Source organism: Mesorhizobium sp. CO1-1-8, assembly GCF_020164875.1.
In the GTDB taxonomy this organism is placed as follows: Bacteria; Pseudomonadota; Alphaproteobacteria; order Rhizobiales; family Rhizobiaceae; genus Mesorhizobium.
In genome coordinates this window covers 1-23,077 of sequence record NZ_JAIUGZ010000013.1, presented here as the reverse complement: position 1 = coordinate 23,077, position 23,077 = coordinate 1, and the positions used below count along the sequence as shown (strand labels likewise).

Below are 23,077 nucleotides of genomic sequence, written 5' to 3'. Positions count from 1 at the left end.
GTCGCGACGACATTGGTTGTGAGAGGGAAACGGCGCCGTGGCGGCTTATTGGTCACGTTGTTCCAGTTCTGCGCCAGCTAAATTGCGCCTGATGCTATCGAGTTTCGCATTGACCAATAGGTTGCGTCGCTTCGCGCCGATAAAGATGGCGAAAAAGTAGATCATCGTAAGAACAGAGATGATTGTCATTCCGGCCTAAACACCAGTGACCGAAGATGTTCCATGTACCCGGAAATATTCTAAGGAGCTGGTGCTTCTTCATCGCCGGAGATGCGCGGATAGTGGGTCCGGGCCTTCGCGGACCACGTCAAAGACAGCCGCAGGTCCTGATGAGGACTACTCGCCCACGACGTAAGCAAGGACATCCCTTTTACCTGGAACTTGCAACAACTTTGCGCGGCAAACCGGCGTCACAGTGGAACAGGTTCGCGATCTGATCAAGGCGACCGGAAGGGACCGCGCCGTCCTGATAGCGGCTGCAGAGCAGTTGAGGGCGCTCTCCAAAGGGGGGCCGCTTACCCAGGATTAGAAGCGAGGGCGAAGATGAAGACGTTGCGCTATTTGAGGAAGGGCGCAACGTGCGCTTGCAAGCGGTCCAGAGTCGCTCACCACGCTGATAAAGCAGCCGCGGTTCGCTCCAATCCTAAGCACTCCGCTGCGTGCCTCGACGGTTTCTTCCAACGCGCCCGGTCTGGAATGGCTCAAAAATTCTCTCGACGCTCCGGAACATCGATCCGCCCTTGCGGTTCGACAGGCAGCGGACACAGTTTGATCCAAACAGGCAGCGGCCCGCTTAGGACAGGCGCGAGGTCCCGCCCCACAGATCTTGCGGACAGAGGAGCGAGCTATGCGAGCGCTGGTATGGCACGGCAAGGAAGACATACGCTGCGACCAGGTTTCGGATCCGGAAATTGAGGATGAGCGTGACGCGATCGTCAGGGTGACGAGTTGTGCGATTTGCGGATCCGACCTTCACCTCTATCACAACTTTGTGCCGGCCATGCTGCCCGGCGACATCATGGGCCACGAGATGATGGGAGAGGTCGTGGAGGTCGGCAAGGGCGTCAACGGGACTCTGAAGAAGGGAGACCGGATCGTCGTACCGTTCACAATAGTCTGTGGTGAGTGCGACCAGTGCAAGCGACAGAACTTTTCAGTTTGCGAACGCACGAACCGCAAGAAGGATCTCGGTGACAAGGTGTTCGGGCACACCACCGCGGGTCTGTTCGGCTACACTCATTTGACCGGCGGCTATCCCGGCGGACAGGCGGAGTACATGCGGGTGCCGTTTGCCGACGCCACGCACGTGAAGGTGCCCGACAGCCTTACCGACGAGCAGGTCCTCTTCCTAGGCGATATTTTTCCCACCGGATGGCAAGCGGCGGCACAGTGCGACATTGAGGCCACCGATACGGTTGCGGTGTGGGGCTGCGGCCCAGTTGGGCAGATGGCGATACGCAGCGCCCTGCTGCTCGGCGCGAAACAGGTGGTGGCGATCGATTGCCTGCCTGAACGGCTGTCGATGGCCGCGGCAGGCGGTGCCATCGTGATCAATTTCGCCGAGGAAAGTGTCGTCGAACGCCTGCAGGAACTCACCGGTGGGAAGGGCCCGGAGGGGTGCATCGATTGCGTCGGCATGGAAAGCCACGTCTCGCTGGCCCGGCCCGATACCATTTACGATCGCGCCAAGCAGTTGATGCTGATGGAAAATGATCGGCCGCACGTTCTGCGTGAGATGATCTATGTCTGCCGGCCGGCCGGCGTGATCTCGATCGCCGGCGTCTACAGCGGCCTGGTCGACAAGATTCCGATGGGACCGGCAATGAACAAGGGGCTCACCTTCCGCATGGGGCAGACACATGGCAACCGTTGGACCGAGGATCTGTTGCGCCGCATCGAAGACGGCCAGATCGACCCATCCTTCGTCATCACCCATACCGTGGGACTCGAGCAGGGGCCCGAGATGTACAAGGTATTTCGTGACAAGCAGGACAGCTGCATCAAGGTTGTATTGAAACCGTAGGAAATCGTCATGAACGTGCTTGCTAAACTTTCCAACATCACCCGATCGCCTGGCGATCCCAAAGTGCTGAAAGCAGGGCCGAGTGTGGTCGGCGCCTCCGATGGCCTTGCCCGCAAGCTCGGCTGGTTCAGCATCGTGCTGGGTGCCGTCGAGGTGGTTGGCGCCGAGCGAATTGCCGGCGCGCTCGGCATGAGCGGCAAGGAAGGGCTGATCCGCGCTTATGGGGCGAGGGAAATAAGCAGCGGCATACTCTCGCTTTCAGTGGACAAGCAGGCCGGGCTGTGGAGTCGGGTGGCTGGCGACGGCCTGGATATAGCGACATTGCTGACGGCGTATCGGCATGACAACCCAAAGCGCAACAATGTGGGCCTTGCCCTTGCCATGGTCGCCGGCATTGCATTGCTCGACATCCTCGGTGCGAAAGGCGTGACCGCGCGCCACTCACGCAACGGGACCAAGCCACGCGACTACAGCGATCGCAGTGGCTTTCCACGAGGCACCGCCGCAGCCCGAGACCTTGCACGCTCGCAGCGCGGCCGGGAGGCCGGCGCAGCCTGACAACTTGCCGAGACCGGGCCTATGAAGCCCCCGACAGGTCGCATCGACAGGTTGCACCCCCAGGCGTGGTTGGAGTGGCCGTCCTGTGCGTTTAAAGCTTCACGCCGAAGTAGCGATACAGGCACGGTTGAGCCCTCATGTCTCTTGGCGCGGCAACGGTCCGGCGATTCTCAGGCCGAGTCGTTTTTGGGCAAGTCGGTCTCTTCCGCCACCTCTTCTCGCAGGCCTCGGCGCGAGCGTTCCGCTTCGTCGGAATTATTTTCGTCGTCAGTGCGCTCAAGTTCGCGATCGATTGTCTCGCGCGAGCCTTCGACCGGATCCTGTTGCGGAGATGTTTTCGGGCCGGTTTCGATCTCGCCTTCGCCGGGAACGGCGCGGTCGGGAGATTTCGACATCTTCAGCTTCCCTTCGTCTGTCCATATGAATGAGTATCGTCGGATTCTGCCGAACCGGATCGTCGATGATTTGTTCCGGCTCAGGACCCCGCCGGTTCGTTTTGCCCGTCCGCATCGAGGCGATGCTCCTTCCCCGTTCCGGGACATTCTGGGCGATTCAGTTGGCTCAACCTAAACAGGTCGCCCTTGTCGCCAATCTCAGCCTCTGAAGTTCTCATTCGCGGGCTTTGGATAATCTCTGAGACCATCTAGCGGTCCTGTTACTCGATGCGGCGATTTACAGGGAATGGGTCACCAATATCGGCGCGAGGCCTCCTGCAATGGCTCACGGTTGATGCCCGCCTGTTCGCGGCTGCAGGAATGTCGTTTGTCGGCGACATCAGGCAACCGTTTCTTCAGGTCAGCAGATCCGAGCATAGGAACAACCCGACACTGGGATGGTTCGGTGGCATCGGACAGTGAGACAGAACGATGGGCAAAAAGCCCGAACAGCAGACAGAATACATGGCTGATGGTGAAAAAGGCGATCGAGGCGCTCTACTTGCGCGAAGGTGCGGCCTCACCAAGGACGAGGCACGGAACCCGAAGGGCGCTCCGGCAACCGAACCCAGAAGCGATCGTCGATCGCCCGTCTCAGCCGGCCGCGGGGCATGATCTTCTTCGCCTCCGACACGCATTTCAACGACGCGCGCATTCTGCGTCTCGACCGACGCCCCTTTGCTTCGTTGGTGGAGCATGATCGGGCACTGGTTGCCCTTTGGAACGAAACAGTAGGCCCGAACGACGAGGTCTGGCACCTCGGCGATTTCGCCAAAGGTCCGGCCGAGACCGTTTCTGCACTGCTGTCGTCTCTTAACGGGTCCAAGCACCTGATTATTGGCAACAATGACGGCGCTGCCACCCTTGGCGCTGCGGGCTGGACCAGCGTGCACCACTACATGGAGCTTACCGTCGAGGGCAGCTTGCTGGTTCTCTGCCACTATCCTTTCCGGACCTGGAATCAGATCGGGAAAAGATCCGTAAACTTGCACGGCCATTCGCACGGCCGTCTGAAGCCGATGACGCGTCAGCACGATGTCGGCGTCGACGCCTGGGGGTTTCGTCCGGTCACCTTTGCTGCCATTCAGGCCAGTCGCCGCCGAGACCAGCCCCGAATGACGCCCCGCTAACGCTTTGCGGGATTCGAGCCGACGAGAGGCCGTCTGTATTCCCGCGGGGCCTGCAAGGGTGGCGTGAAACTACAGATCTACGCTGCCCGGCTGCCGGCTGCCCCGCTGGGCTCGTGGCGACCCGTTGGAGCGGGCCCTGCCTCGCACCATCGAGGCGTTCAATTTTTCAGCGCGCTAGACTGCCAACGGGAACATTTTCACAAGCCCTGTGTTTTGCGCCACCCTCGCACCGGAACTACAGCCATGCAGACTAGAAAATCGGTGAAGGCCGCGCTGGTCAAGCAGATCGATGCGACTCGCCTCAGCATTTCGCTGCTTGAAAGCGAGTTATGGAAAGCTGGCAGACCTAGGAACATTGGATGGCGTTCAGGGTATGAGCTAACAGCCCAAAAAGCCCGCCTCGCTAGGCTTGAGAGCGTGCTTGCGAGCTATCCACCGGTCGGGCGTTGAACAGCAACAGCTTGGGTTAAGCCCAACGGACCAGGTGATTATGGGGAAGCAAGATGGCTGATAGGCCCTCAATCAGAACTCCGCTGGCTCGAGTGCGGGGCCTTGGATCGGCTAAACATGGGACCGAAGCGTTCATACTGGAACGGCTGACATCTGCTGCACTGTTAATCCTGGTCATTTACATCGTCGCGGTCGTTATAAGGCTGATCGGAGAGCCTCGAGATGTCGTCGTCCGCGTCGTCGGGTCGATCTATGTCGCACCCGCCCTCATCGCTTTCATTTTGGTCAACTGCATCCACATGCGGCTGGGCATGCAATCGATCATCGAAGACTACTGCCACGCTACCGTGTTGAAATCGGTTCTCCTGATCGCCAACTGGTTGTTTTGCTGGGCGGTAGCTCTCGTCAGCTGTTTCGCCGTGCTCGTGATCAGCTTCCGATAGTCCCGGCGCGGCGCGCCTTCCAACTCAGCACCGTCCTGCCACCTGTCGCGCGCGGCGAGCCGATTCATTCGATTTTCGGCAGCCTGTCCCATTGATGGAAAGGGGGTGGAGAGGTCAACTCCCACTCCAATGTGGTGGCTCCTGCCCCCCATGGGTTCATGCCGGCCGCCCTTCGCCGGGAGAAAGCCTCCAAGATGCCGAAGAGGAAAACCACGACACTCGCGGCCGACAAATATGATCCGTAGGATGATACCATGTTCCAGCCGGCGAATGCATCGGGATAGTCGACATAGCGCCGCGGCATGCCTGCCAGGCCAAGGAAGTGATGGGGGAAGAAGACGAGGTTGACACCGACGAAGGTCGTCCAGAAATGGATTCCAGCCAGAAGCGGGTTGTACAGATATCCGGTCATTTTCGGGAACCAGTAATACCAGCCCGCGAATATGCCGAAGATCGCTCCGAGTGAGAGTATGTAGTGGAAATGCGCGACGACAAAATATGTGTCGTGCAATTCACGGTCGAGGCCCGCATTTGCGAGTTGAACGCCCGTCACCCCGCCAACAGTAAACAGGAAGATGAAGCCGAGCGCCCAGAGCATCGGCGTCCGCAGGCTGACTGAACCGCCCCACATAGTCGCTATCCAGGAGAACACTTTTATCCCGGTCGGCACTGCGATCACCATCGTCGCGAAGGTGAAGTAGCGCTGAGTGTCGAGGCCTATTCCGCTTGTGTACATGTGGTGTGCCCAGACGACGAAGCCGATCGCCCCGATCGCTACGATTGCGTATACCATCCCGAGATACCCGAAGATCGGCCTTCGCGAGAAAGTCGAGATCACCTGACTTACGATGCCGAAGGCCGGCAGGATCATGATGTACACTTCCGGGTGGCCGAAGAACCAGAAGAGATGCTGGTAAAGCAGCGGGTCGCCTCCGCCGTCCGGCGCGAAGAAAGTGGTTCCGAAATTGCGATCGGTCAGGAGCATGGTGATGGCGCCGGCCAGCACCGGCAGAGCTAGCAGCAGCAGAAAGCCGGTGATGAGGATCGACCACACAAAGAGGGGCATCTTGTGCAGCGTCATCCCCGGCGCGCGCATGTTGAAGATAGTCGTAATGAAGTTGATAGCACCCAGTATCGAGGAGGCACCCGCAATGTGCAGCGATAGGATAACCAGATCGACCGCTGGACCGGGATGGCCGGAGGTCGACAGTGGCGGGTAGAGGAACCAGCCGGTCCCGGGGCCATAGCCGCCCGGGACGCTGGGGACGAAGATCGACAACAAAAGCAGCATGAATGCCGGTGGCAGCAGCCAGAACGAGACGTTGTTCATACGTGGGAACGCCATGTCGGGGGCGCCGATCATGATCGGAACCATCCAGTTAGCGAAGCCGCCGATCAGGGCGGGCATTACGGTGTAAAAGATCATGATCAGCGCGTGGGCCGTCGTGAAGACGTTATAGAGTTGCTTGCCCGCATCGATGGCCTCGTCGCCTTGATAGCCGTAGATCATCGATGCCAGTCCGGGGAAAAACTGGATCCCGGGTTGCTGCAGCTCAATTCGCATGCTCACCGACAAAAGCATCCCGATGACGCCCGCGAGGAAAGCGAAGATCAGATAGAGTGTGCCGATGTCCTTGTGGTTGGTCGAGAACAGCCACCTGGTGATGCCGCTTGGCTTGTGGTCGTCGCGACTGCCCAGATCTGCTGCCATATGTTCACTCATGACTGTCTCCGCTTGAGCCGTCCGTCAACCAGCACCCGAACCGTGCTGACAGTTGAATGTTCCCACCACAGACCGGCGTCGGGAACATTCAACGGAAGCCATGGTTTGGCTCAGCGCAGCATTACGTGCGGAGGAGGATCGGCATCCATGCTGGCGATAATTGCTGCGGCACTGGTTCTGACGACGGTGGTTGGTGGGCTGATGCCCGCCTTCTCGACTGAGGCGCGTCACGGTCTCCACGACCCAACGCCGGACAAGTCAACGCCTACGCGACGGCCCACCCCGGCCTGGAGGCAATGGTCCTGACATGGATGCGATTACCGAGACGTTCGATCGGAGAATCCGAGCAGGGTGGGTGCTGCTCGGCTTCGCGCTCGGTGGGTTTCTCGACGGCATCGTCCTGCATCAGATCCTGCAATGGCATCATCTTCTCTCTGGCTTGGCCGACCCGGCGGGCTCAAACCTGCGCTTCCAGATTATGGCCGACGGCCTCTTTCACCTTTTCATGTATGTGCTCGCCGTGGCCGGCGCAGTGCTGCTTGTGGCCGCGAGGGCGGCCGGCGCGCGGCCTGGGACCACGACTGAGATCCTGCGGGTCGCCTTGGTCGGGTTCGGCGTCTGGCATGTTTTTGATGCCGTTATGTTCCATTGGCTGCTGGGGCTGCATCGGATCAAGATGAACAGCGACATGCCGCTCGCCTGGGATATTGCGTGGCTCGTCATCTTCGGCATCGTGCCCCTGCTTTTGGTGGTGGTGCTGCCCAACCGCGGCGGACCAGCACGCGGTGCCTCGGCGGTGCTGACAAGCATCGTCTTGCTTGCAGGGTTGGCAGCGGGCGCCGGCCCGCTCTTCAACGGTGCCGCCATTTCCATCATCGTTTTTCGAGGCGGCACGGAACCGGCGACGATGATGCGGGCCATTCAAGTCGCCGACGCCCGTGTGAAATGGGTCGACGGCAGCGGCACCGTCTGGGCGGTTGACCGCGTCTCGTGGCGCGGGTGGAAAATCCTTTACGCGCGCGGCGCCCTGGTCGTCAGCTCGACCCCTGTTATTGCCGGATGCCTCGCCTGGACCGATCCCGCCGGAGCGAGCGCTGGCTTCAGCCCGCTGCGAGCCATACCTGACAGCCTATGACTTCGAACCGGACAGGAGCATCAAGCATGCAACTCGCCAACAGCCCTGGGCGGATCTTGGATCCGCGCATTGTCGTGGTCGGCGGAGGCTTTGCCGGTCTGGAGGTTGCCAAGGCGCTCGGAAAGGCGGAGATCGGGGTGACGATCATCGACCGCCACAATCACCACCTGTTCCAGCCCCTGCTCTTCAGGTTGCAACCGCCGCCCTGTCGGCGCCTGACATCGCCGAGCCAATCCGCAAGATACTGGGCCGCTATCCCTCGGTTCAGGTCCTCTTCGGCGATGTCGCCGAGATCGGCACCGAGGGCAGGGTACTGGTGCTGGCCGATGGAACCAAGGTTACCTGTGACATACTGGTCCTGGCAACCGGTTCGCAGCCATTCTATTTCGGCCAGGACAGCTGGGCTCGGGTTTGTTCGGGCTTGAAGACCATCGAGGATGCCCGCACGATCCGGTCGCGGCTGCTGCTGTCGTTCGAGTCCGGCAGCCTGAAACTGAAAGGCTGGTTCGCCTGGTCGGCCTGGGCGGTCATCCATGTTTACCTACTCGTGGGTTTCCAACACCGAGTACAGGTCTCGGTCCAATGACTCTGGCGCTACCTCACATACGAACGCGGCGCCAGGCTGATCGCCGAGGAACGGATCGAACCGGATTCACCATCGTCGCCCGCAGTGGAACAGCCCGCCCCGAGAACGGCAACGGCACCGGATACAGGCGCCCTTCCCGGCGAGCGAACAGGAGTACCTGACATGCCAATTGAAACGCGACCCCGCAAACGAAACCTAGCGACTTCGTCCGAGGAGCTTCTGAGGGTCGTGAGCCGGCCCTTCGATGAGCAGCCGGAGATGGAACGCTATGCTGACCCGCCACGCCCGGATGAACGCGTCCTACACACATTCTGCGGTACATGAGACATTCATGACGGCGCTTAACATGTGCAAATGCGCAAGCCCTTTTCGCATGGTATCGTTGTGACTGTTTTCGGAAGGGTCCGATCTGTGACAATTGTAGAATTAGCGTTCGAGTTGCTGGCACGGAAGCTAGCAGACCACACCGGAATATCCGACGAAGATGCTCGTGACCTTGTCGCAGCTATGGGCGCTGACTGGTCATCGCTTGTGCGAGCAGCGAGGGTCATAAAAGACACTTAGGTCTTTCGACAATCAGCCGCGCAGGCCGATCAGACCAGATCGTGCGCTGAGGTCGAGCCCTGTTTTTTCGCGGGCCCAGCAACTCATGCTCTTTATCTAGCCGTTCACGAACAGCTTGAGCACGTGTGCAGCCAAGCGCTCCTGGCGACTTAGACGCGACACCGCGCTCGTTACTAATCATCTCAGCAACTCGGGCAAGCATTTCAATTTCGTTCGGTTCCAAAAAATGGCACGGGTCCAACGTGCCGCTCTCCTGAAAAGCTGCATCCCACTTACCCAGGTTGCCGGAGGCTCGCAATCAACTGTGACAACAGCCCAATTCAGATTTCGTCGACGCTGCGGTTGCTGTTCAGTGATTGAAAACTTGACGCCTGAAAGGCGTGCTACGGTCGCAATTCCGATTCCAATCGCGCAGGGTCACTGTCTGGTTGCTCAGAACTGCCCTCATCGTACCCAACGATAGGCCCCTGCCGCCGACCGGGCCCGAAATCGTGCGGAGCTGGAGGCTCGCCTCAGGCATTGCGCTCGGCGACGTGTCCGGGAGCACTAAACCAGCAACATCTGCACAATGAGAGGCGCCCAGGCAAACTGACGCCGTCGAAGTCTTGGCGTGTGCTGCGGTTCAGGCGGGCGTGTTCGTGAAGGCCGCCAATTTCTGCCAATCGAAGACAACGCCCACGCCAGGCTCGTCGGGTGCTATCGCCAAACCATCCTGAAGTCTAAGCGGCTCAATGGTGTACTGGTCAATATCGAAACTATGCGCCTCTACCCAGCCGGCATTTGTCTGACCTGCAACGAGGCTGACATGAAGTTCCTGCATTCCGTGACTGCAGACCGGAATGCCAGCTTTGCGGGAGAGCGCTGCCACGCGCAGCCAGCCCGTCACTCCGCCGCAGTTGGAGGCGTCAGGTTGGATGTAGCCGAGTTTCGACCAAGCAAAGGCATGCTCGAACTCCTCGATCACATGCAGGTTCTCCCCCATGGCCAGGGGCATACCCGTGGCCTTGGCAATGCTGGCGTAACCTTCATAGTCGTCGGGTATGATGGGTTCCTCGAACCACAGCAGATCGTAAGGCGCGAACGCTCTCGCCGCCTCGATCGCTCGCGGGACGTCCATCGCATAATTGGCGTCAACCATAAAAGTGGTGTCGGGTCCGATACGCTCGCGCACCGCCTTCACACGGGCGACATCATCGGCGAGATTGTCCTTCCCGACCTTGATTTTTACCGCCGTGAAGCCGGCCTTCAGATACGAATCGATGCTGGTCAGAAGCTGATCGAGGGTGAAATTCAGGTCGATGCCGCCCCGATAGGCCTTGGCGGTCTTCCCTGCCCGGCCAGCCATCTGCCACAGCGGCAATCCGCTGCGCCGGCCCTTGATATCCCACAACGCAATGTCGATCGCCGATATCGCGAAGGAAGCGATGCCGCCGCGCCCGACATAATGGATGTGCCACAGCATGCCGTCATAGAGCGTCTCGATTCCGGTTGCGTCTCGCCCGCGCAGGAACGGCGCGAGGTCATGCTCAATCATGGCCTTGATGGCATAGCCGCCCTTGCCGCCGGTATAGGTGTAGCCGGTGCCCTCGGTGCCATCGGCAAGCCTCAACGTGACGGTCACCAGCTCGAAATGCGTGTGTGCGCCGTGCTTGGCATCGGTCATCACCTCACGCAGCGGGACCCGGAACAGCCGGGTCTCGACCTCCGTGATCTCGGTACGTTTCATGCTGCTTCCCATCGGTTTTTTCGTCGGACCATAATTGCACCAAGCTAATTAACTGGCAATCGCGTAGCTCAAATTTGGCAAATTGCTTTGCGAATGGCTAGCCGGGGCCAGCCATTTGGTCCTACAAAACCATCATCGCGCTTGTGCTTTGGTCTGATTTACTTTCTAATGGGATCACACTGGAAGGAAGCAGACTTGCTGGATACAGGAGAGCGTCCTGGGATGCCTGCGGTCACCATCGCCGCCCGGGCGGCCGACGCGATGGTGGCCGGCATCGAGGCCGACATCACCTCGGGAAGGCTTGGCGACGGCAGCTACCTGCCGGCCGAGCGCGAATTGATGATCGAGTATGGCGTGGGCCGGGGCGTTGTGCGTGAGGCGATTGCGCGCCTGGCCAGCCGCGGCCTGGTGGAAGCGCGCCCACGCTTCCGGCCCGTTGCGCGCCGGCCGGGCCTCGATGCCGCGCTCGGCGCGCTTGAGGGCATTGTCGGCCATCTGCTAAGCGACCAGGCAGGCGTGAAGAACCTCTACGACGTGCGCGTCTTCCTCGAGGCGTCCCTGGCTCGCAACGCGGCGATCCATGCCCGCAAGGAAGACATCGCCGCACTCAGGGCCGCGCTGGCGATGAATGAGGCGGCTATTGCGGACTCGCAGAAATTCTACGCAACCGACGTGGCTTTCCATGCCGCGCTTTACGATATCGCCCGAAACCCGGTGCTTCCTGTGGTGCACAAGGCATTCACCGCCTGGCTGTCGCCGCAGTGGATGCGCATGCCTCGATCGCCCGAGCGCAACGGCATGAATTTCCTCAGCCACCGGGAAATCTGCATGGCCATCATTGAGCGGGATCCCGACGGCGCCGAGCGGGCGCTGCTCAACCACCTTTCGGCGGCCTGGGAGTATGTGCGCGGCACTTTCGAGAGACATGAGGCGCCGGAGGCATGACACAGTCTTACGACCACATCGTGGTGGGCGGCGGGGCAGCCGGATGCGTCGCCGCGGCAAGGCTGGTCAAAGCAGGTAGGCGAACCCTGCTGCTGGAGGCCGGCCATTCTCATCATCACCCCCTGCTCGACATGCCGCCCGGCATCTTCAAGATGATCAACGGCTCGAAGTTCATGCGCTATTACCGCACCGAGCCGCAAGCCCACCTCGACGGCCGCGTTCATGAAATCTCGCAAGGCAACGTGCTGGGTGGCGGCACCTCGGTCAACGCCCAGGTGTATATGCGAGGCCGCTCGGCCGACTACGACGAGTGGGACGAGATGCTGCGCGGCAACAATGCCGGCGTACGGTGGAATTGGCAGGCGGTGCTTCCGCACTTCACCGGCATGGAAGGAAACAATCGGCTCGGCGGACAACTGCACGGCAGCGAAGGTCCGCTGCTGGTCTCCGATCCCGGCCACATCGATGATGTTTCGCGCTGGTTCGTCCAGGCCGTCCAGGGGCTGGGACTGCCGTACAACCATGATTTTAACGGGCCGTCGCAGCGCGGCGTCGGCTTCTACCAGTTCATGAACCGGCGCGGAAAGCGCAGCAGTGCCGCCTACGCTTTCATCGAGCCGCTGACGAATGACCCTAAGCTAACCCTCAAGCTCCATTGCACTGTCAACCGGCTTCTGATCGAGAACGGACGGGCTACCGGCGTCGTCTACTCCGATTCATCGGGCACCGAGCATACCATCTATGCGGATGCCGACGTGATTGTCTCGTCCGGTGCCCTCATCTCGCCGAAACTGCTCATGCTGTCCGGTATCGGTCCGGCCGACGCGCTTGCCGGGTGTGGCATTGCCTGCGTCGCCGACCTTCCCGGGGTCGGCGAGAATCTGATCGACCATCCCGAGGTCCCGATCATCGCCACGGCAAACGGCCCTTACGGCTATTTCAGGCAAGGCCAAGGCTGGCGAATGATCAGGAACGGCCTGCATTTTAAACTCTTCGGCACCGGCACGATCCTGTCGGCCGGCGTCGAGGCCGGCGCCTTCGTCAATCCGGCCGATCCGGATGGTGAACCGACGATCCAGGCCTTCTGCGTTCCGCACGTCTATCTGGACCGCGATATCCTGGCTCTGGTCGAGAACACCTATGGGCTTACCGTCACGACGGTTGTGGTGAAGCCGAAGTCGCGTGGTTTCGTGAGGCTGCGTTCGGCGGACCCCAAGGACATGCCAGTCGTTTCGCCCAATCTGCTCAAACATCCAGACGACATGCGCGATATGATCTCTGGTCAGCGTTATTTCCTGCAGGCGTTCCAGACCAAGCCCCTCGCCGATCGTGTCAAGGCCATCGCCGTGCCAAGTCAGGACGATCTCAGCGATGAGGCGCTGGCAAACCATTGCAAGCGCTTCGTCAAGACCAACTATCATCCGGCCGGTACATGCCGAATGGGCCCCGACAGCGACCGGATGGCGGTACTGGACGCAGCGATGCGCGTGCGCGGGATAGACAATCTGCGGGTTGCCGACATGTCGGCCTGCCCGAACATCAATGCCGGCAACACTGCCGCGCCGGCGATGATGCTGGGCGACCGCTGCGCCGACCTCATCCTGGAGGCGGCATAGAACTGATCCAGGTTGCCGACGGCAGCATGCAAAGACCGTCGGGCCGAAATCGTGAGGAAAGTCCACAGTCGCACAGCGACAATCAAGGAGGAAAGAGCATGATCATTACCCGTCGAAAACTACTCGTAGGCTCCGCCGCCGGCGCTGTCGCGCTGACCCTCGGCTCACGCGCCTTCGCGGCGCTCCCGCCGCTTGCCAAGAAGGACAAGTACAAGGTCGGCTTCGCCCAGACGGAAAGCAACAATCCGTGGCGCCTTGCCGAGACCAAGAGTATGCAGGACGAAGCCGCCAAGCTAGGCCATCAATTGGTCTACACGGATGCCGCAGGGTCGTCAGCCAAGCAGGCCTCCGACGTGAACTCGATGATCGCGCAGGGCGTCGACGCCATCTTCCTGCCGCCGCGCGAGGACAAGCCCCTGGTGCCAGTCATCCTGGCGGCGCGCGATGCCGGCATACCGGTGTTCCTGGTCGACCGCGACGTCGACCACACGATGGCCAAGCCGGGCGAGGACTACGTCTGCTTCATCGGTTCGGATTTCATCGAGGAAGCGAATCGCGTCGGCGAATGGCTGGTCAAGAACGCCAATGGCAAGTCGAAGATCATCGAACTGGAAGGCACGACGGGCGCCTCGGCGGCCACCGACCGCAAGAAAGGCTTCGACGACTTTATCGCCAAGCATTCGGAGTTCACCATCCTGGCGTCCCAGTCCGGCGACTTCGCGCGCGACAAGGGCCGGCAGGTCGCCGAGACGCTGCTTCAGGCGCATCCCGACGCCGATATCATCTACGCGCATAATGACGAGATGGCGCTGGGTGCGATCGCTGCTTTGGAGGCTGCCGGAAAGACCCCCGGGAAGGATGTGCTGATCTTGTCGATAGACGGCGAGAAGGAAGGCGTGCAGGCGATCATCGACGGCAAGATCGGGGCCATCTGCGCCTGCAGCCCGCTGTTCGGGCCCAAGGCTTTCGCCACGATGGCCGACTATGCCGCCGGTAAGAAGATCCCGCCCTTCATCAAGAACGAGGATGCCTTCTTCGACGCGACGAATGCGAAGAAGGACTTCGCTATTGCATTCTGATATCCACTCTCCTGCCATCTTCCCTACCCGCTTCGGCGGGTAGGGTTTCGGAGTTCGCCGATGACCGCTCAGCCGGACCCAGCCGCGCTGCTCCTGGACATGCTTGACATCCAGAAGCGTTTTGCCGGCATCCCTGCCCTCGCCGACGCGTCGCTCCAGGTTCGGCCGGGCGAGGTCCACGCCCTCATCGGCCAGAATGGCGCGGGCAAGTCGACGCTTATCAAGGTGCTCACCGGCTATTACCGCAAGGATGCGGGCCAGGTCCTGTTCGAGCAGAAGCCATTCGAGGTCGGCTCTCCGCATCAGGCGCAGGTCAGCGGCATCAGCACCATCTACCAGGAGATCAATCTCGTCCCGCTCCGCTCGGTGACCGAGAACATCTGCCTCGGACGCGAGAAACGTCGCCGCGGCCTGCTCGACTGGAGCGCGATGCATGCGGAAGCCGAGCGTCTGCTCAGCCGGTTCTCGATCCGCATCAACGTGCGCCACCCGCTCAGCGACTTCAACACCGCCACGCAGCAGATGGTAGCGATCGCCCGCGCCATCGGCTTTTCCGCCCGCCTCGTGATCATGGATGAGCCGACGTCCTCACTCGACGAGCGTGAAGTCTCGGTTTTGTTCAGCGTCATCCGGCAGCTCAAGGCCGAGGGCGTTTCGGTTCTATTCGTCAGCCACAAGCTCGACGAGCTCTACGAGGTCTGCGACCGGGTCACGATCATGCGCGATGGCCGCACTGTGCGCAGCGCAGAGATGAGCGATATCGGCAGGCTGGAACTGGTCGCGGCCATGCTCGGCCGCGATGTCGCGGCGGTCGAGGGCCATGCGACCGCATTCGGCGAGCGCGATCGATCCAGGATCGGCGACGTGCTGTTTACCGCGCAAGGGCTGGCGGCCGGCCAGTCGGTTCGTGATGTGACTTTCGACGTGCGCCGAGGCGAGATCGCCGGCTTTGCCGGCTTGCTCGGCGCCGGCCGCACCGAAACAGCCCGCCTTGTATTTGGCGCGGACCGCCTGAAGGCCGGGGAGATGGCGATGGAAGGGGCATCCTACCGGCCCGCCCGAGCCGCCGACGCCATCGCCGCCGGAATGGGCTTCTGCACAGAGGACCGCAAGGCCGAGGGCATCGTGCCGGAGATGACGGTGGCAGAGAACATAACGCTGGCACTGCTGCCAAAGATCAGTCGCAACGGCGTCCTCAACGAAGCCCGGCAGCGGGAGATCGTCGAGCGTTTCATTCGCGAACTCGGCATCAAATGCTCTGGTCCCAATCAAAAGGTCCGGGAACTCTCCGGCGGCAATCAGCAAAAGGTGCTGCTCGCCCGCTGGCTGGCGATGAACCCGAAGCTGCTGATTCTCGACGAGCCGACACGCGGCATCGATGTCGGAGCCAAGGGCGAGATTCAGCGCCTCATCCGCAAGCTTGCCGATGACGGGCTCGGCGTGCTGATGATCTCCTCGGAACTCGAGGAAGTGATGGAAGGAGCCGACCGGATATTCGTCCTGCGCGAGGGGGTGAGCGTGGCCGAACTGGAAGGCCAGGCAGCCAACGAGGAGGACGTGCTCGCGGCGATGGCGCATGGGAATTCGGCGGAAGAGGCGGCAGCGTGAGCGATCTGACCAGGCCATCCGCAGCCCACGACGCCGCAACCCGCGGCTTCAATCTGTTCGGCTTTCTGGCGCGCTACGGCACGGTGATCGCGCTGGTGCTGCTCATCGCCTTCAATTTTGCCTATACGCGCAATTTCGCGACGCTGCAGACGCTCAACGTCAACCTGACCCAGGTCTGCACGATAGTCATCGTCGCGGTCGGGATGACGCTGGTAATCGGCACAGGCGGCATCGACCTTTCGGTTGGGTCGCTGATGGCGATTTCCGGCGCATTGGCACCGATGATCTTTCTGGGAACGATTTTCCCCGTCGGCAACATCTATCTGGCGGTGGCCCTCGCGATGATCGCATCGATCCTCGTTGCCGGCCTGTTTGGGCTATTCAATGGCTGGCTGGTTTCCCGGTTCCGCATCCAGCCGATCGTCGCAACGCTGGTGCTGTTCATCGCCGGGCGCGGGATTGCCCAGGTGATGACCAACGGCAATCTGCAGACCTTCCGCGTGCCCCAATTCCAATGGATTGGGCTTGCCCGCCCGCTCGGCATCCCTGCGCAGGTCATCATAATGGCCGTGCTGGTCGCGGCGGCGGCGTGGGCGCTTCACCGCACGGTGTTTGGACGGAGCATCCTGGCGGTCGGCGGCAATGAAAAGGCCTCGGAACTCGCCGGCATCGCGGTATCGAAGATCAAGCTCGCGGTCTATGCGATCAGCGGCCTGTGCGCAGGGCTGGCCGGCCTGGTGGTCATCGCAATCAATTCCTCCAGCGACGCAAATCTTGTCGGGCTAGGCATGGAACTCGACGCCATCGCGGCCGTCGCGGTTGGCGGCACGCTGCTCAGCGGCGGCAAGGCGACGATCATCGGCACGCTGCTCGGCGCCCTTACCATCCAGCTGGTGCGCTACACGCTGCTCGCCAATGGCGTGCCCGACGCAGCGGCACTCGTGGCAAAGGCCGGCATCATCGCGTTCGCCGTCTGGCTGCAGCAGCAACACAGGGTGTAAATCCATGAACAGCGCTCGACTGGTCCGCATCATCGGCACCTACGGTGTCGTCATCGCGCTTGCGGCGCTCGTCCTCTTCGGATTCCTGCGCTACGAGCGTTTCCTGGGCTTCTTCAATGTGATGAGCGTGCTCCGCTATAATTCCATGTTCGCGCTCGTCGCGCTCGGCATGTGCTTCGTCATCATGACGGGCGGCATTGACCTGTCCGTGGGTTCGGTTGCTGCCCTGGGCAGCGTCGCTTCGGCCCTGGCTAGCCCTCACGGCATCGCGGCCGGCCTTGCGGCGGGCGTGGGCGCGGGGCTGGCAGCCGGCCTGATCAACGCGCTTTTGGTGACGCGAGGAAACCTGATGCCTTTCATCGCCACGCTTGCCACCATGCTGGCCGCAAGCGGCTCGGCGCTGCTTCTTGCCGGCAACCAGACGGTGTCGGTGTCCTACGATTCAGGTTTCACCGCAATCGGCCAAGGGAATTTCTGGATCTTCCCGATTCCGGCGGTCATCGCCCTGGTCGCGTATGGGGTCGGATCGGTCGTCCTGAACTACACCAGCACGGGACGGACGGTGCTGGCAATCGGCGGCGGCGAGGATGCGTCGCGGCTGATGGGTCTGCGCACAGACCGCGTCAAGTTTCTCGTCTATGTGGCGAGCGGGTGCCTGGCCGGGCTCGCCGGCGTCGTTCTCGCTTCGCAGTTTGGCGCCGGCCAGCCGATCGAAGGCGTCGGCTGGGAGCTGTTTGCCATCGCTGCCGTGGTGGTGGGCGGCACTCTGCTTACCGGCGGCTCGGGCTCGATCTTGACCACGCTAGCCGGCGTGCTCCTGCTCGGCATCCTTTTCAACATCCTGAACTTTGAAAACGGGATGGGTTGGATCTCCCTCTCGGCCTACTGGCAGTCCGTTATCCGGGGGCTCTTCCTGCTGGCCGTAGTGCTGCTTCAGGCGCGGCTTACCGGAAGGCGCGGCACCCGGCCCGGAACGAGAAGCTACGTATGAGCGCCGCAAGGGTCCAATCGCAGGCAGACCCTGCTGTGGATCCTTCTACCTTAAATGGGCGTGGTTCTGGGGTCGCCGCGCGCTTAGGTCAACAGCATCACGGACCAATAAGTCCCGATCGCCATTTGCACCGCGAAGGCCGTGAATCGGAGACCGATCGCAAGCCCGCTGGTGGAGACGAGATGGATTGTCGACTGGACCAGTCGTGCGGCTAGAAGTGTGTAGGCCAAGGGGTTGGTGATATCTGTCTTGCCAGTAATAATTGCGACGCCCATCAGGGCTTCGAAGATTGGAAGCCCTTCAATGCAGTTGGCGTGGGCGCGGGCCAGCCGCTGCACAAAGGGCCGTCATCCGCGACTTTCCCGGAAATCACCAGATAGGTCCGGGTGACTTCCATCAGAATTAGCAGGGCCAGCCCCCACGATATGAATCCAGTCAATGCACAGGCACTTGCAGACATGTGCTGCCTCCGGTTCTCGCACCTGTCGTTCTGCTTAGGGGATCAAGTGACGGTTGAGTATGTGCGCTTCCAGGCAGTCGTTCGCGATGCCGAGCGCCAAATACGCCGAAATTACCTTCCAGGCGAAGAACCGTGGTCTGGGCTCCGGACGGGTACATGCCGCTGTAACTTCGCCGTGACCTGGTGCCCGTCAGGGAACAATCAGATCAACCTCCAGTTTGGCGGTCCAAGCAGACACGACCGATATGGAGCATCCCATGAGATTTCCACACAGCACGACGGCCGCAGCCGCCGCTTTCATAGTCCTGACCACCCCCGCCTTCGCCCAGACAAGCGGAACACCGGCGCCTTCGACGCCTGCACCCGCTCCGGCGACTGAACAGCCCGGCGCCGGGCCGGATGCGAGCGGACAGGCGGACGGACCAACACGCGAAATGATCCGCCAGATGGTTGAGCAAGCAGTCCAAGAGCGAATGCAGCAGGATCGCGGCGCTGAGGAAGGTTACCGCGATGAGGAAGATAGCTACAACGACCAGGGCGGCGGCAATGCTGATCGCCCCGACGAAGCCAACCGCCACGACCGTTGGCAGAACCCCGATGACCGCCGACGTGGCCACAGAATCGCTGGACACCGTCATCATCGGATGATGTGGGGTACCGGCATGCGACTGATGTTCGGGCTGTTGGACACCAATGGCGACGGGTCGCTGTCAGAGGGCGAGGTTCAAGGCGCAGTCGGCAGGATACTCAGTAGCATCGATGAGAATGATGACGGCAAGATCGATCTGGACGAAACCCAGTCGTACATGCATGGCTCCAGCAAGCATGGGACTAATAACGAGGACATGCCGTAGCCGCCTTTTGAAACTGACCGCGCGGCGAGCGCCTGGCGTCGCGCCGAAGGAGGCTGCTAGGCGGCCGTAAGCACCCTTTCAGCCTTGCGCCAACGCGCTATTCCCCCAGCCCCGTCAGACGCCAGCCATCAACAAACGGCTGCCCATCGCTCGGGCTTTTGAAGGAGAGTTCGCAACCAGATCCCCGACCCTCAATTTGGGTTGCCCGCGAGAAACAGGCGGGCCTCCTCCTGCGCCTCAGCAACGCGGCCGGCGAGCGCAAGCGCGGGAACCAGGTGCTCCCTTGAACCCGTCCCGCATGCGGCGCAAAGCAGTCCGTCGGCGTTGGGCCAGGAGCGGATCGGCAGCGTTAAACACGGATATAAAGACGCGGTTCTTCGGACCTTGACCAACATCGACGTGACCTTACCAATCCGGCCCTTCAGGCCGGAAACAAGAAGGCCGAGCCGGGATCGAAAAAGATGCGCTTGCCTGATGTCTCGACCGACCGGCGCGAAGCGGCGATGGCCGAGATGAACAAGACCATGATGCGATCCGCGCGCACAAGCCGGAAGCGGCGCAAGCCGCAGCGCGGCGGCATGTCGAGTCGGCCTGGAAGATCGCCCGGAACACACTACGCATCGATCTTCCTTAGTCTGACCACCCAACTTCCAGGAAGAGAAAATCGCCCACTGATGGGGCTGGGTGCGGAGGTTTTGCGCTCACCTGAACTGCAAGCAACACCCCCTCCTCCTATACAGAAGGTGCCTCTGGGGCTCGCCCCGTGGAGCGAGCAGTTTCTTCGTTACTTCAATTCTCAGGAAGCTTTGAATCACGCGGCCTCTCTTGTGTCTTCGTAGCTGACATGAGCCTGCTCGAAAGCCAGATCACTCCCTCGAGCCCAGTTCCTCTCGGCATCGAGCAGCTCATTCTCCCCAGTCAAGCCGTTCATAAACAGCCTGAGTACGTGCGCAGCTGTGCGCTCTCCGGCCCGCGAAGCAACAGGTAAGCCGCGCTCTTTGCAGACCGTCTCACAAACACGGGCAAGCATCACAATATCGCTCGGTTCCAAAAATCGACCTGGATACAACATACCGTCCTCTGTTGGAAAGCTAAGTGAGCCTTTGATTACGCTAGGTCACCAGCAGCAACAATCAACTATGATAGTCTGCATCTCGACTCGGTCAGAAATTGAGCGGCCCTTCAGACGAATCGGGCATTGCGCCAATCCAGGTCGGAACCCGGGGCTGGCTATCAGGCGCGATTTGCCCCTCAGCCTAACCTGCCCGACGTGCGGTGAGCAGGTTGACATGCGTGAGCTTCGCCAAGCATCTGGCACGAAAAGCCGCACAAGCCGCTCTTTGTCGTTGTGGAATAACCGGCCCTCCTTTGCCTCAACCAAAGGAGCTGACCCTCAAGTGGAACATTGACCCTCTGAGCGGTCGATTCCCCGTGGATGCAGCGGCTTAAACAGGGTCCGCCGCCGGCGCCTCAATAGGCAGCGGGCCGCAGGTCCCAAGGCTCAAACGAGAGGCAGCGTCTCGCACTCGTTTGCCGGTGCCACGCGACGGGCTGCGGAAGGTTCCACCCAGTACGATGCTTCCAGTGTCCCGAACCGTGGCTGGCGCCGGACAAGAACGGGTTGGCCACGAGCGGCTGGAGCCGGAAGACCGTGGAAGGATAATCAAGTTTCCCGGATCCCCTGAAACAGTATGAATTCGAAGCCGTGCACTCGGACATCCCAGGTACCGCCAACCATTCCCCCTAGTTCTTCTGTCGATTTCGCCAACAACGCTCAAATCAAATTTGGTTGGAAGGTCGGGCCTCGCCTTGTTATTGGCGGTGGTGGTCCTCGATGGACAGGCGGGATGATTACCCCCGACGTGTCGTTCGCCAGAGCGGCTGCCCGCCACCGGGAAGTGGTGGCGGGCAGGTTCTGAAGTGTGCTGGGACCAACCAGCATGGGTCAACGAGCCACGACAGGGTTGGTTGCGGTAGCGTGCGGACGCCAGCCAACCCGCAGCGCTCGTTTCAGCCGCCCACTGCTTGCCACCCACACCTCGTCCAGGTGCCCGCCTATAGCCTATCGCATGCATTGCTGAGACATCGCCCGTGACGACCGTCCCCGAGCGCGGAATCGATCCTCCGATCGTCGCATAGATCGAAGGAACATTTTAGACGTATCGAATGTTCAAATCCTATGGACAGCCAAACCCAACTCTCAGCAGCTCAATCGAGAGCAGCACGCGCTTTGCTGAACTGGTCCCGAGTGCGCCTTGCCGCAAAAGCCAGTCTTAGCGAAATGACGGTCAGAGATTTTGAGAACGGTATTCGAAATCCGCCTCCCCACAAGATGGCGGCCATGCGCCAGGCATTTGAGTACGCGGGAATTACTTTCACCCTCGAAGGCGCTCCATCGCTAGCCTGCCGTGAAGGTCATAGCGGTCCCGCCACCACCAATAGAATGTGGCGCCGCCGGCAGAGACAAGCATAGCAATGAAGGTCCTTGAAGCCGCGTATTACCAGTCCGCTTGACCAAGCCACAGCCCACCTAAAGGCGAGGCAAGAAACCGGTCGAACTGATGAGGCTTCGTTGCTGTAATGCATGTTCGGATACCCTCCAGACTCTTCATGGTCATCTGGTGCGCGAGGTCGCTGGCAGCGATAGGTCGCGCCGCCGACTGACAGGCGCCACTGGCAGCCAGTTGTGACGTAAGCGCTGTCCTAGCGCCGCCTTCGCGCGTGGTTGTGAGCCGCGATGTTAGGAGCCTTTGAGGGCTTCGACATATGACGATTTCTCAGCCTACGCTTAAGTCCAACGATCCTGAGCCGGCGCGACGTTTCAAGGTGTTCACGGGTTCCGGCCGACGGCGCGAATGGTTGCCGGAGAAAAAGGCGCGGATTGTGGCGGAGAGCTACGATGACGGCGAGGACCGTGAGCGCGATGGCCGGGCGATATGCATTATCTCCACAGCAGTTATTCGCTTGGCGCCGCTCCGCGCGAGTGCCATTGGCGAATGTGCCGGCACGGAGCCAATGTTTGTTCCCGCAGTGTGTGCGACAGGCGTTCACGAGCGATTGGCTGACGAAAACCGGCAGTGGTCGGAGCAGGTGATACCGGCACATCTCTTTCCCACTTTAGGCCGTGGCCTGAGAACAGCGGTTACGTTGTGACAACCAGCAATCGAGACCAAAGCCTAATGTGACAGGTCCGACGTAATGCGCGCCTGCCGTAGCGCGGGCGTTAGCACGCTGCGGTAGAGTCCGTCATGCAGGTAGGCTCGAGTCGGTTAGCTCATTGGTCCTCGGCTGCATTTGAAGAGAAAGACTCAGTCTTGCCAGCTTTTTGCCCTTCTCGTCCCGGACCTGAATGAACAATTGCTGGTCGTCGAGATTCTTCAGGGATTCTCTGGCCAAGTCGATCAGGCCTTCCATGGCCTCACGACGTGCCGCCTCGATCCCATCACATTCGATGCCTACCTCATCTTTGATGACCGCATCGCTGTCGCCGCAATCAAAGAAATATCTCGCCATCGAGCCCACCTCTGCCTCAAACCTTTTTGGCGTTCCTTTGATGCAGGTAGGTCGTGTCGAAATCTCCTGCTCGAACGAGGCCGGCCCAATCAACAGCGTGAAATTGCGAGCCCTCGGTAGATATCAACCCGTCCCGTCGAAGGTCCTGAAGCGTTCGGTTCACGTGCACGGTGGATAAGCCCAACGCGTCGGCAAGATCCGCCTGTGTGATCGGAAGGTTCGCCACGTGATCCTTGAT

The 23,077-nt window shown here is 60.8% G+C and carries 21 protein-coding genes; 15 read left to right on the top strand and 6 right to left on the bottom strand.

The features are described 5' to 3' along the window. Positions 1 to 847: 847 nt before the first annotated feature. Together LB558_RS23565 and LB558_RS23560 are read left to right on the top strand one after the other, a co-directional pair. A complete protein-coding gene (locus tag LB558_RS23565) occupies positions 848 to 2,023 on the top strand; it encodes a zinc-dependent alcohol dehydrogenase (RefSeq protein ID WP_224699743.1) in 1,176 nt (391 codons plus the stop codon). 9 nt (positions 2,024 to 2,032) lie between these two features. Continuing rightward, the gene (locus tag LB558_RS23560; protein ID WP_224699742.1) at positions 2,033 to 2,581 is read left to right on the top strand and encodes a hypothetical protein; all 549 of its coding nucleotides are present in this window, start codon (positions 2,033 to 2,035) and stop codon (positions 2,579 to 2,581) included. A gap of 170 nt (positions 2,582 to 2,751) precedes the next feature. On the opposite strand, the gene LB558_RS23555 is transcribed toward LB558_RS23560, so the two are convergent. After that, a complete protein-coding gene (locus tag LB558_RS23555) occupies positions 2,752 to 2,976 on the bottom strand; it encodes a hypothetical protein (RefSeq protein ID WP_224699741.1) in 225 nt (74 codons plus the stop codon). Positions 2,977 to 3,626: 650 nt separating this feature from the next. On the opposite strand from LB558_RS23555, the gene LB558_RS23550 reads away from it, so the two are divergent. Both LB558_RS23550 and sdhD read left to right on the top strand, forming a co-directional pair. Further along, positions 3,627 to 4,145 (top strand): metallophosphoesterase family protein, encoded by a 519-nt coding sequence (locus tag LB558_RS23550; protein WP_224699740.1) that lies wholly within the window; start codon positions 3,627 to 3,629, stop codon positions 4,143 to 4,145. 503 nt (positions 4,146 to 4,648) lie between these two features. Beyond that, the gene (gene sdhD / locus LB558_RS23545) at positions 4,649 to 5,038 is read left to right on the top strand and encodes a succinate dehydrogenase, hydrophobic membrane anchor protein (RefSeq protein ID WP_224699739.1); all 390 of its coding nucleotides are present in this window, start codon (positions 4,649 to 4,651) and stop codon (positions 5,036 to 5,038) included. A 64-nt stretch (positions 5,039 to 5,102) separates the two neighbouring features. On the opposite strand, the gene ctaD is transcribed toward sdhD, so the two are convergent. After that, complete coding sequence (gene ctaD / locus LB558_RS23540; RefSeq protein ID WP_224699738.1) at positions 5,103 to 6,761, bottom strand: cytochrome c oxidase subunit I; 1,659 nt, start codon at positions 6,759 to 6,761, stop codon at positions 5,103 to 5,105. A 307-nt stretch (positions 6,762 to 7,068) separates the two neighbouring features. On the opposite strand from ctaD, the gene LB558_RS23535 reads away from it, so the two are divergent. Genes LB558_RS23535 through LB558_RS23525 form a run of 3 tightly spaced genes read left to right on the top strand, consistent with a single transcriptional unit; the run spans position 7,069 to position 8,482 of the window. Further along, positions 7,069 to 7,896 (top strand): DUF2243 domain-containing protein, encoded by an 828-nt coding sequence (locus tag LB558_RS23535; protein ID WP_224699737.1) that lies wholly within the window; start codon positions 7,069 to 7,071, stop codon positions 7,894 to 7,896. After that, entirely contained in the window at positions 7,893 to 8,321 is a 429-nt protein-coding gene (locus LB558_RS23530; protein WP_318011666.1) for an NAD-binding protein, read from the top strand. Before LB558_RS23535 ends, LB558_RS23530 begins: the two co-directional genes overlap by 4 nt. Then, the gene (locus tag LB558_RS23525) at positions 8,318 to 8,482 is read left to right on the top strand and encodes a hypothetical protein (protein WP_224699735.1); all 165 of its coding nucleotides are present in this window, start codon (positions 8,318 to 8,320) and stop codon (positions 8,480 to 8,482) included. Before LB558_RS23530 ends, LB558_RS23525 begins: the two co-directional genes overlap by 4 nt. A 1,186-nt stretch (positions 8,483 to 9,668) precedes the next feature. On the opposite strand, the gene LB558_RS23520 is transcribed toward LB558_RS23525, so the two are convergent. Next, positions 9,669 to 10,772, bottom strand: coding sequence for a mandelate racemase/muconate lactonizing enzyme family protein (locus LB558_RS23520; protein ID WP_224699734.1), 1,104 nt, complete (start codon positions 10,770 to 10,772; stop codon positions 9,669 to 9,671). Between the two features lie 222 nt (positions 10,773 to 10,994). On the opposite strand from LB558_RS23520, the gene LB558_RS23515 reads away from it, so the two are divergent. From LB558_RS23515 to LB558_RS23490, 6 genes are all read left to right on the top strand, one after another. Further along, positions 10,995 to 11,717 (top strand): FCD domain-containing protein, encoded by a 723-nt coding sequence (locus tag LB558_RS23515; RefSeq protein ID WP_224699733.1) that lies wholly within the window; start codon positions 10,995 to 10,997, stop codon positions 11,715 to 11,717. Beyond that, positions 11,714 to 13,333 carry a GMC family oxidoreductase gene (locus LB558_RS23510; protein WP_224699732.1) on the top strand — a complete coding sequence of 540 codons (1,620 nt, stop codon included), beginning with the start codon at positions 11,714 to 11,716 and terminating at the stop codon, positions 13,331 to 13,333. Before LB558_RS23515 ends, LB558_RS23510 begins: the two co-directional genes overlap by 4 nt. A 98-nt stretch (positions 13,334 to 13,431) precedes the next feature. Continuing rightward, the gene (locus tag LB558_RS23505; RefSeq protein ID WP_224699731.1) at positions 13,432 to 14,412 is read left to right on the top strand and encodes an ABC transporter substrate-binding protein; all 981 of its coding nucleotides are present in this window, start codon (positions 13,432 to 13,434) and stop codon (positions 14,410 to 14,412) included. Positions 14,413 to 14,472: 60 nt separating this feature from the next. Then, complete coding sequence (locus LB558_RS23500) at positions 14,473 to 16,020, top strand: sugar ABC transporter ATP-binding protein (protein ID WP_224699730.1); 1,548 nt, start codon at positions 14,473 to 14,475, stop codon at positions 16,018 to 16,020. After that, positions 16,017 to 17,021: an ABC transporter permease gene (locus tag LB558_RS23495; protein ID WP_412033494.1), complete on the top strand. Its 1,005-nt coding sequence runs from the start codon at positions 16,017 to 16,019 to the stop codon at positions 17,019 to 17,021. The genes LB558_RS23500 and LB558_RS23495 overlap by 4 nt, the downstream gene beginning before the upstream one ends. Before the next feature lie 4 nt (positions 17,022 to 17,025). Then, complete coding sequence (locus LB558_RS23490; protein WP_224699729.1) at positions 17,026 to 18,012, top strand: ABC transporter permease; 987 nt, start codon at positions 17,026 to 17,028, stop codon at positions 18,010 to 18,012. 83 nt (positions 18,013 to 18,095) lie between these two features. On the opposite strand, the gene LB558_RS23485 is transcribed toward LB558_RS23490, so the two are convergent. Continuing rightward, positions 18,096 to 18,350, bottom strand: coding sequence for an MAPEG family protein (locus tag LB558_RS23485; RefSeq protein ID WP_224699728.1), 255 nt, complete (start codon positions 18,348 to 18,350; stop codon positions 18,096 to 18,098). 556 nt (positions 18,351 to 18,906) lie between these two features. Here LB558_RS23485 and LB558_RS23480 point away from each other — a divergent pair. Both LB558_RS23480 and LB558_RS23475 read left to right on the top strand, forming a co-directional pair. Further along, positions 18,907 to 19,326: a hypothetical protein gene (locus tag LB558_RS23480; protein ID WP_224699727.1), complete on the top strand. Its 420-nt coding sequence runs from the start codon at positions 18,907 to 18,909 to the stop codon at positions 19,324 to 19,326. A 2,179-nt stretch (positions 19,327 to 21,505) separates the two neighbouring features. Then, positions 21,506 to 21,799, top strand: coding sequence for a helix-turn-helix domain-containing protein (locus LB558_RS23475; protein ID WP_224699726.1), 294 nt, complete (start codon positions 21,506 to 21,508; stop codon positions 21,797 to 21,799). A gap of 773 nt (positions 21,800 to 22,572) precedes the next feature. Here the strand turns inward: LB558_RS23475 and LB558_RS23470 are convergent. Both LB558_RS23470 and LB558_RS23465 read right to left on the bottom strand, forming a co-directional pair. Continuing rightward, entirely contained in the window at positions 22,573 to 22,839 is a 267-nt protein-coding gene (locus tag LB558_RS23470; protein WP_224699725.1) for a DUF6894 family protein, read from the bottom strand. A 16-nt stretch (positions 22,840 to 22,855) separates the two neighbouring features. Then, positions 22,856 to 23,077 (bottom strand): Crp/Fnr family transcriptional regulator (locus tag LB558_RS23465; protein WP_224699724.1); only part of this gene is annotated, 222 nt, incomplete at its 5' end.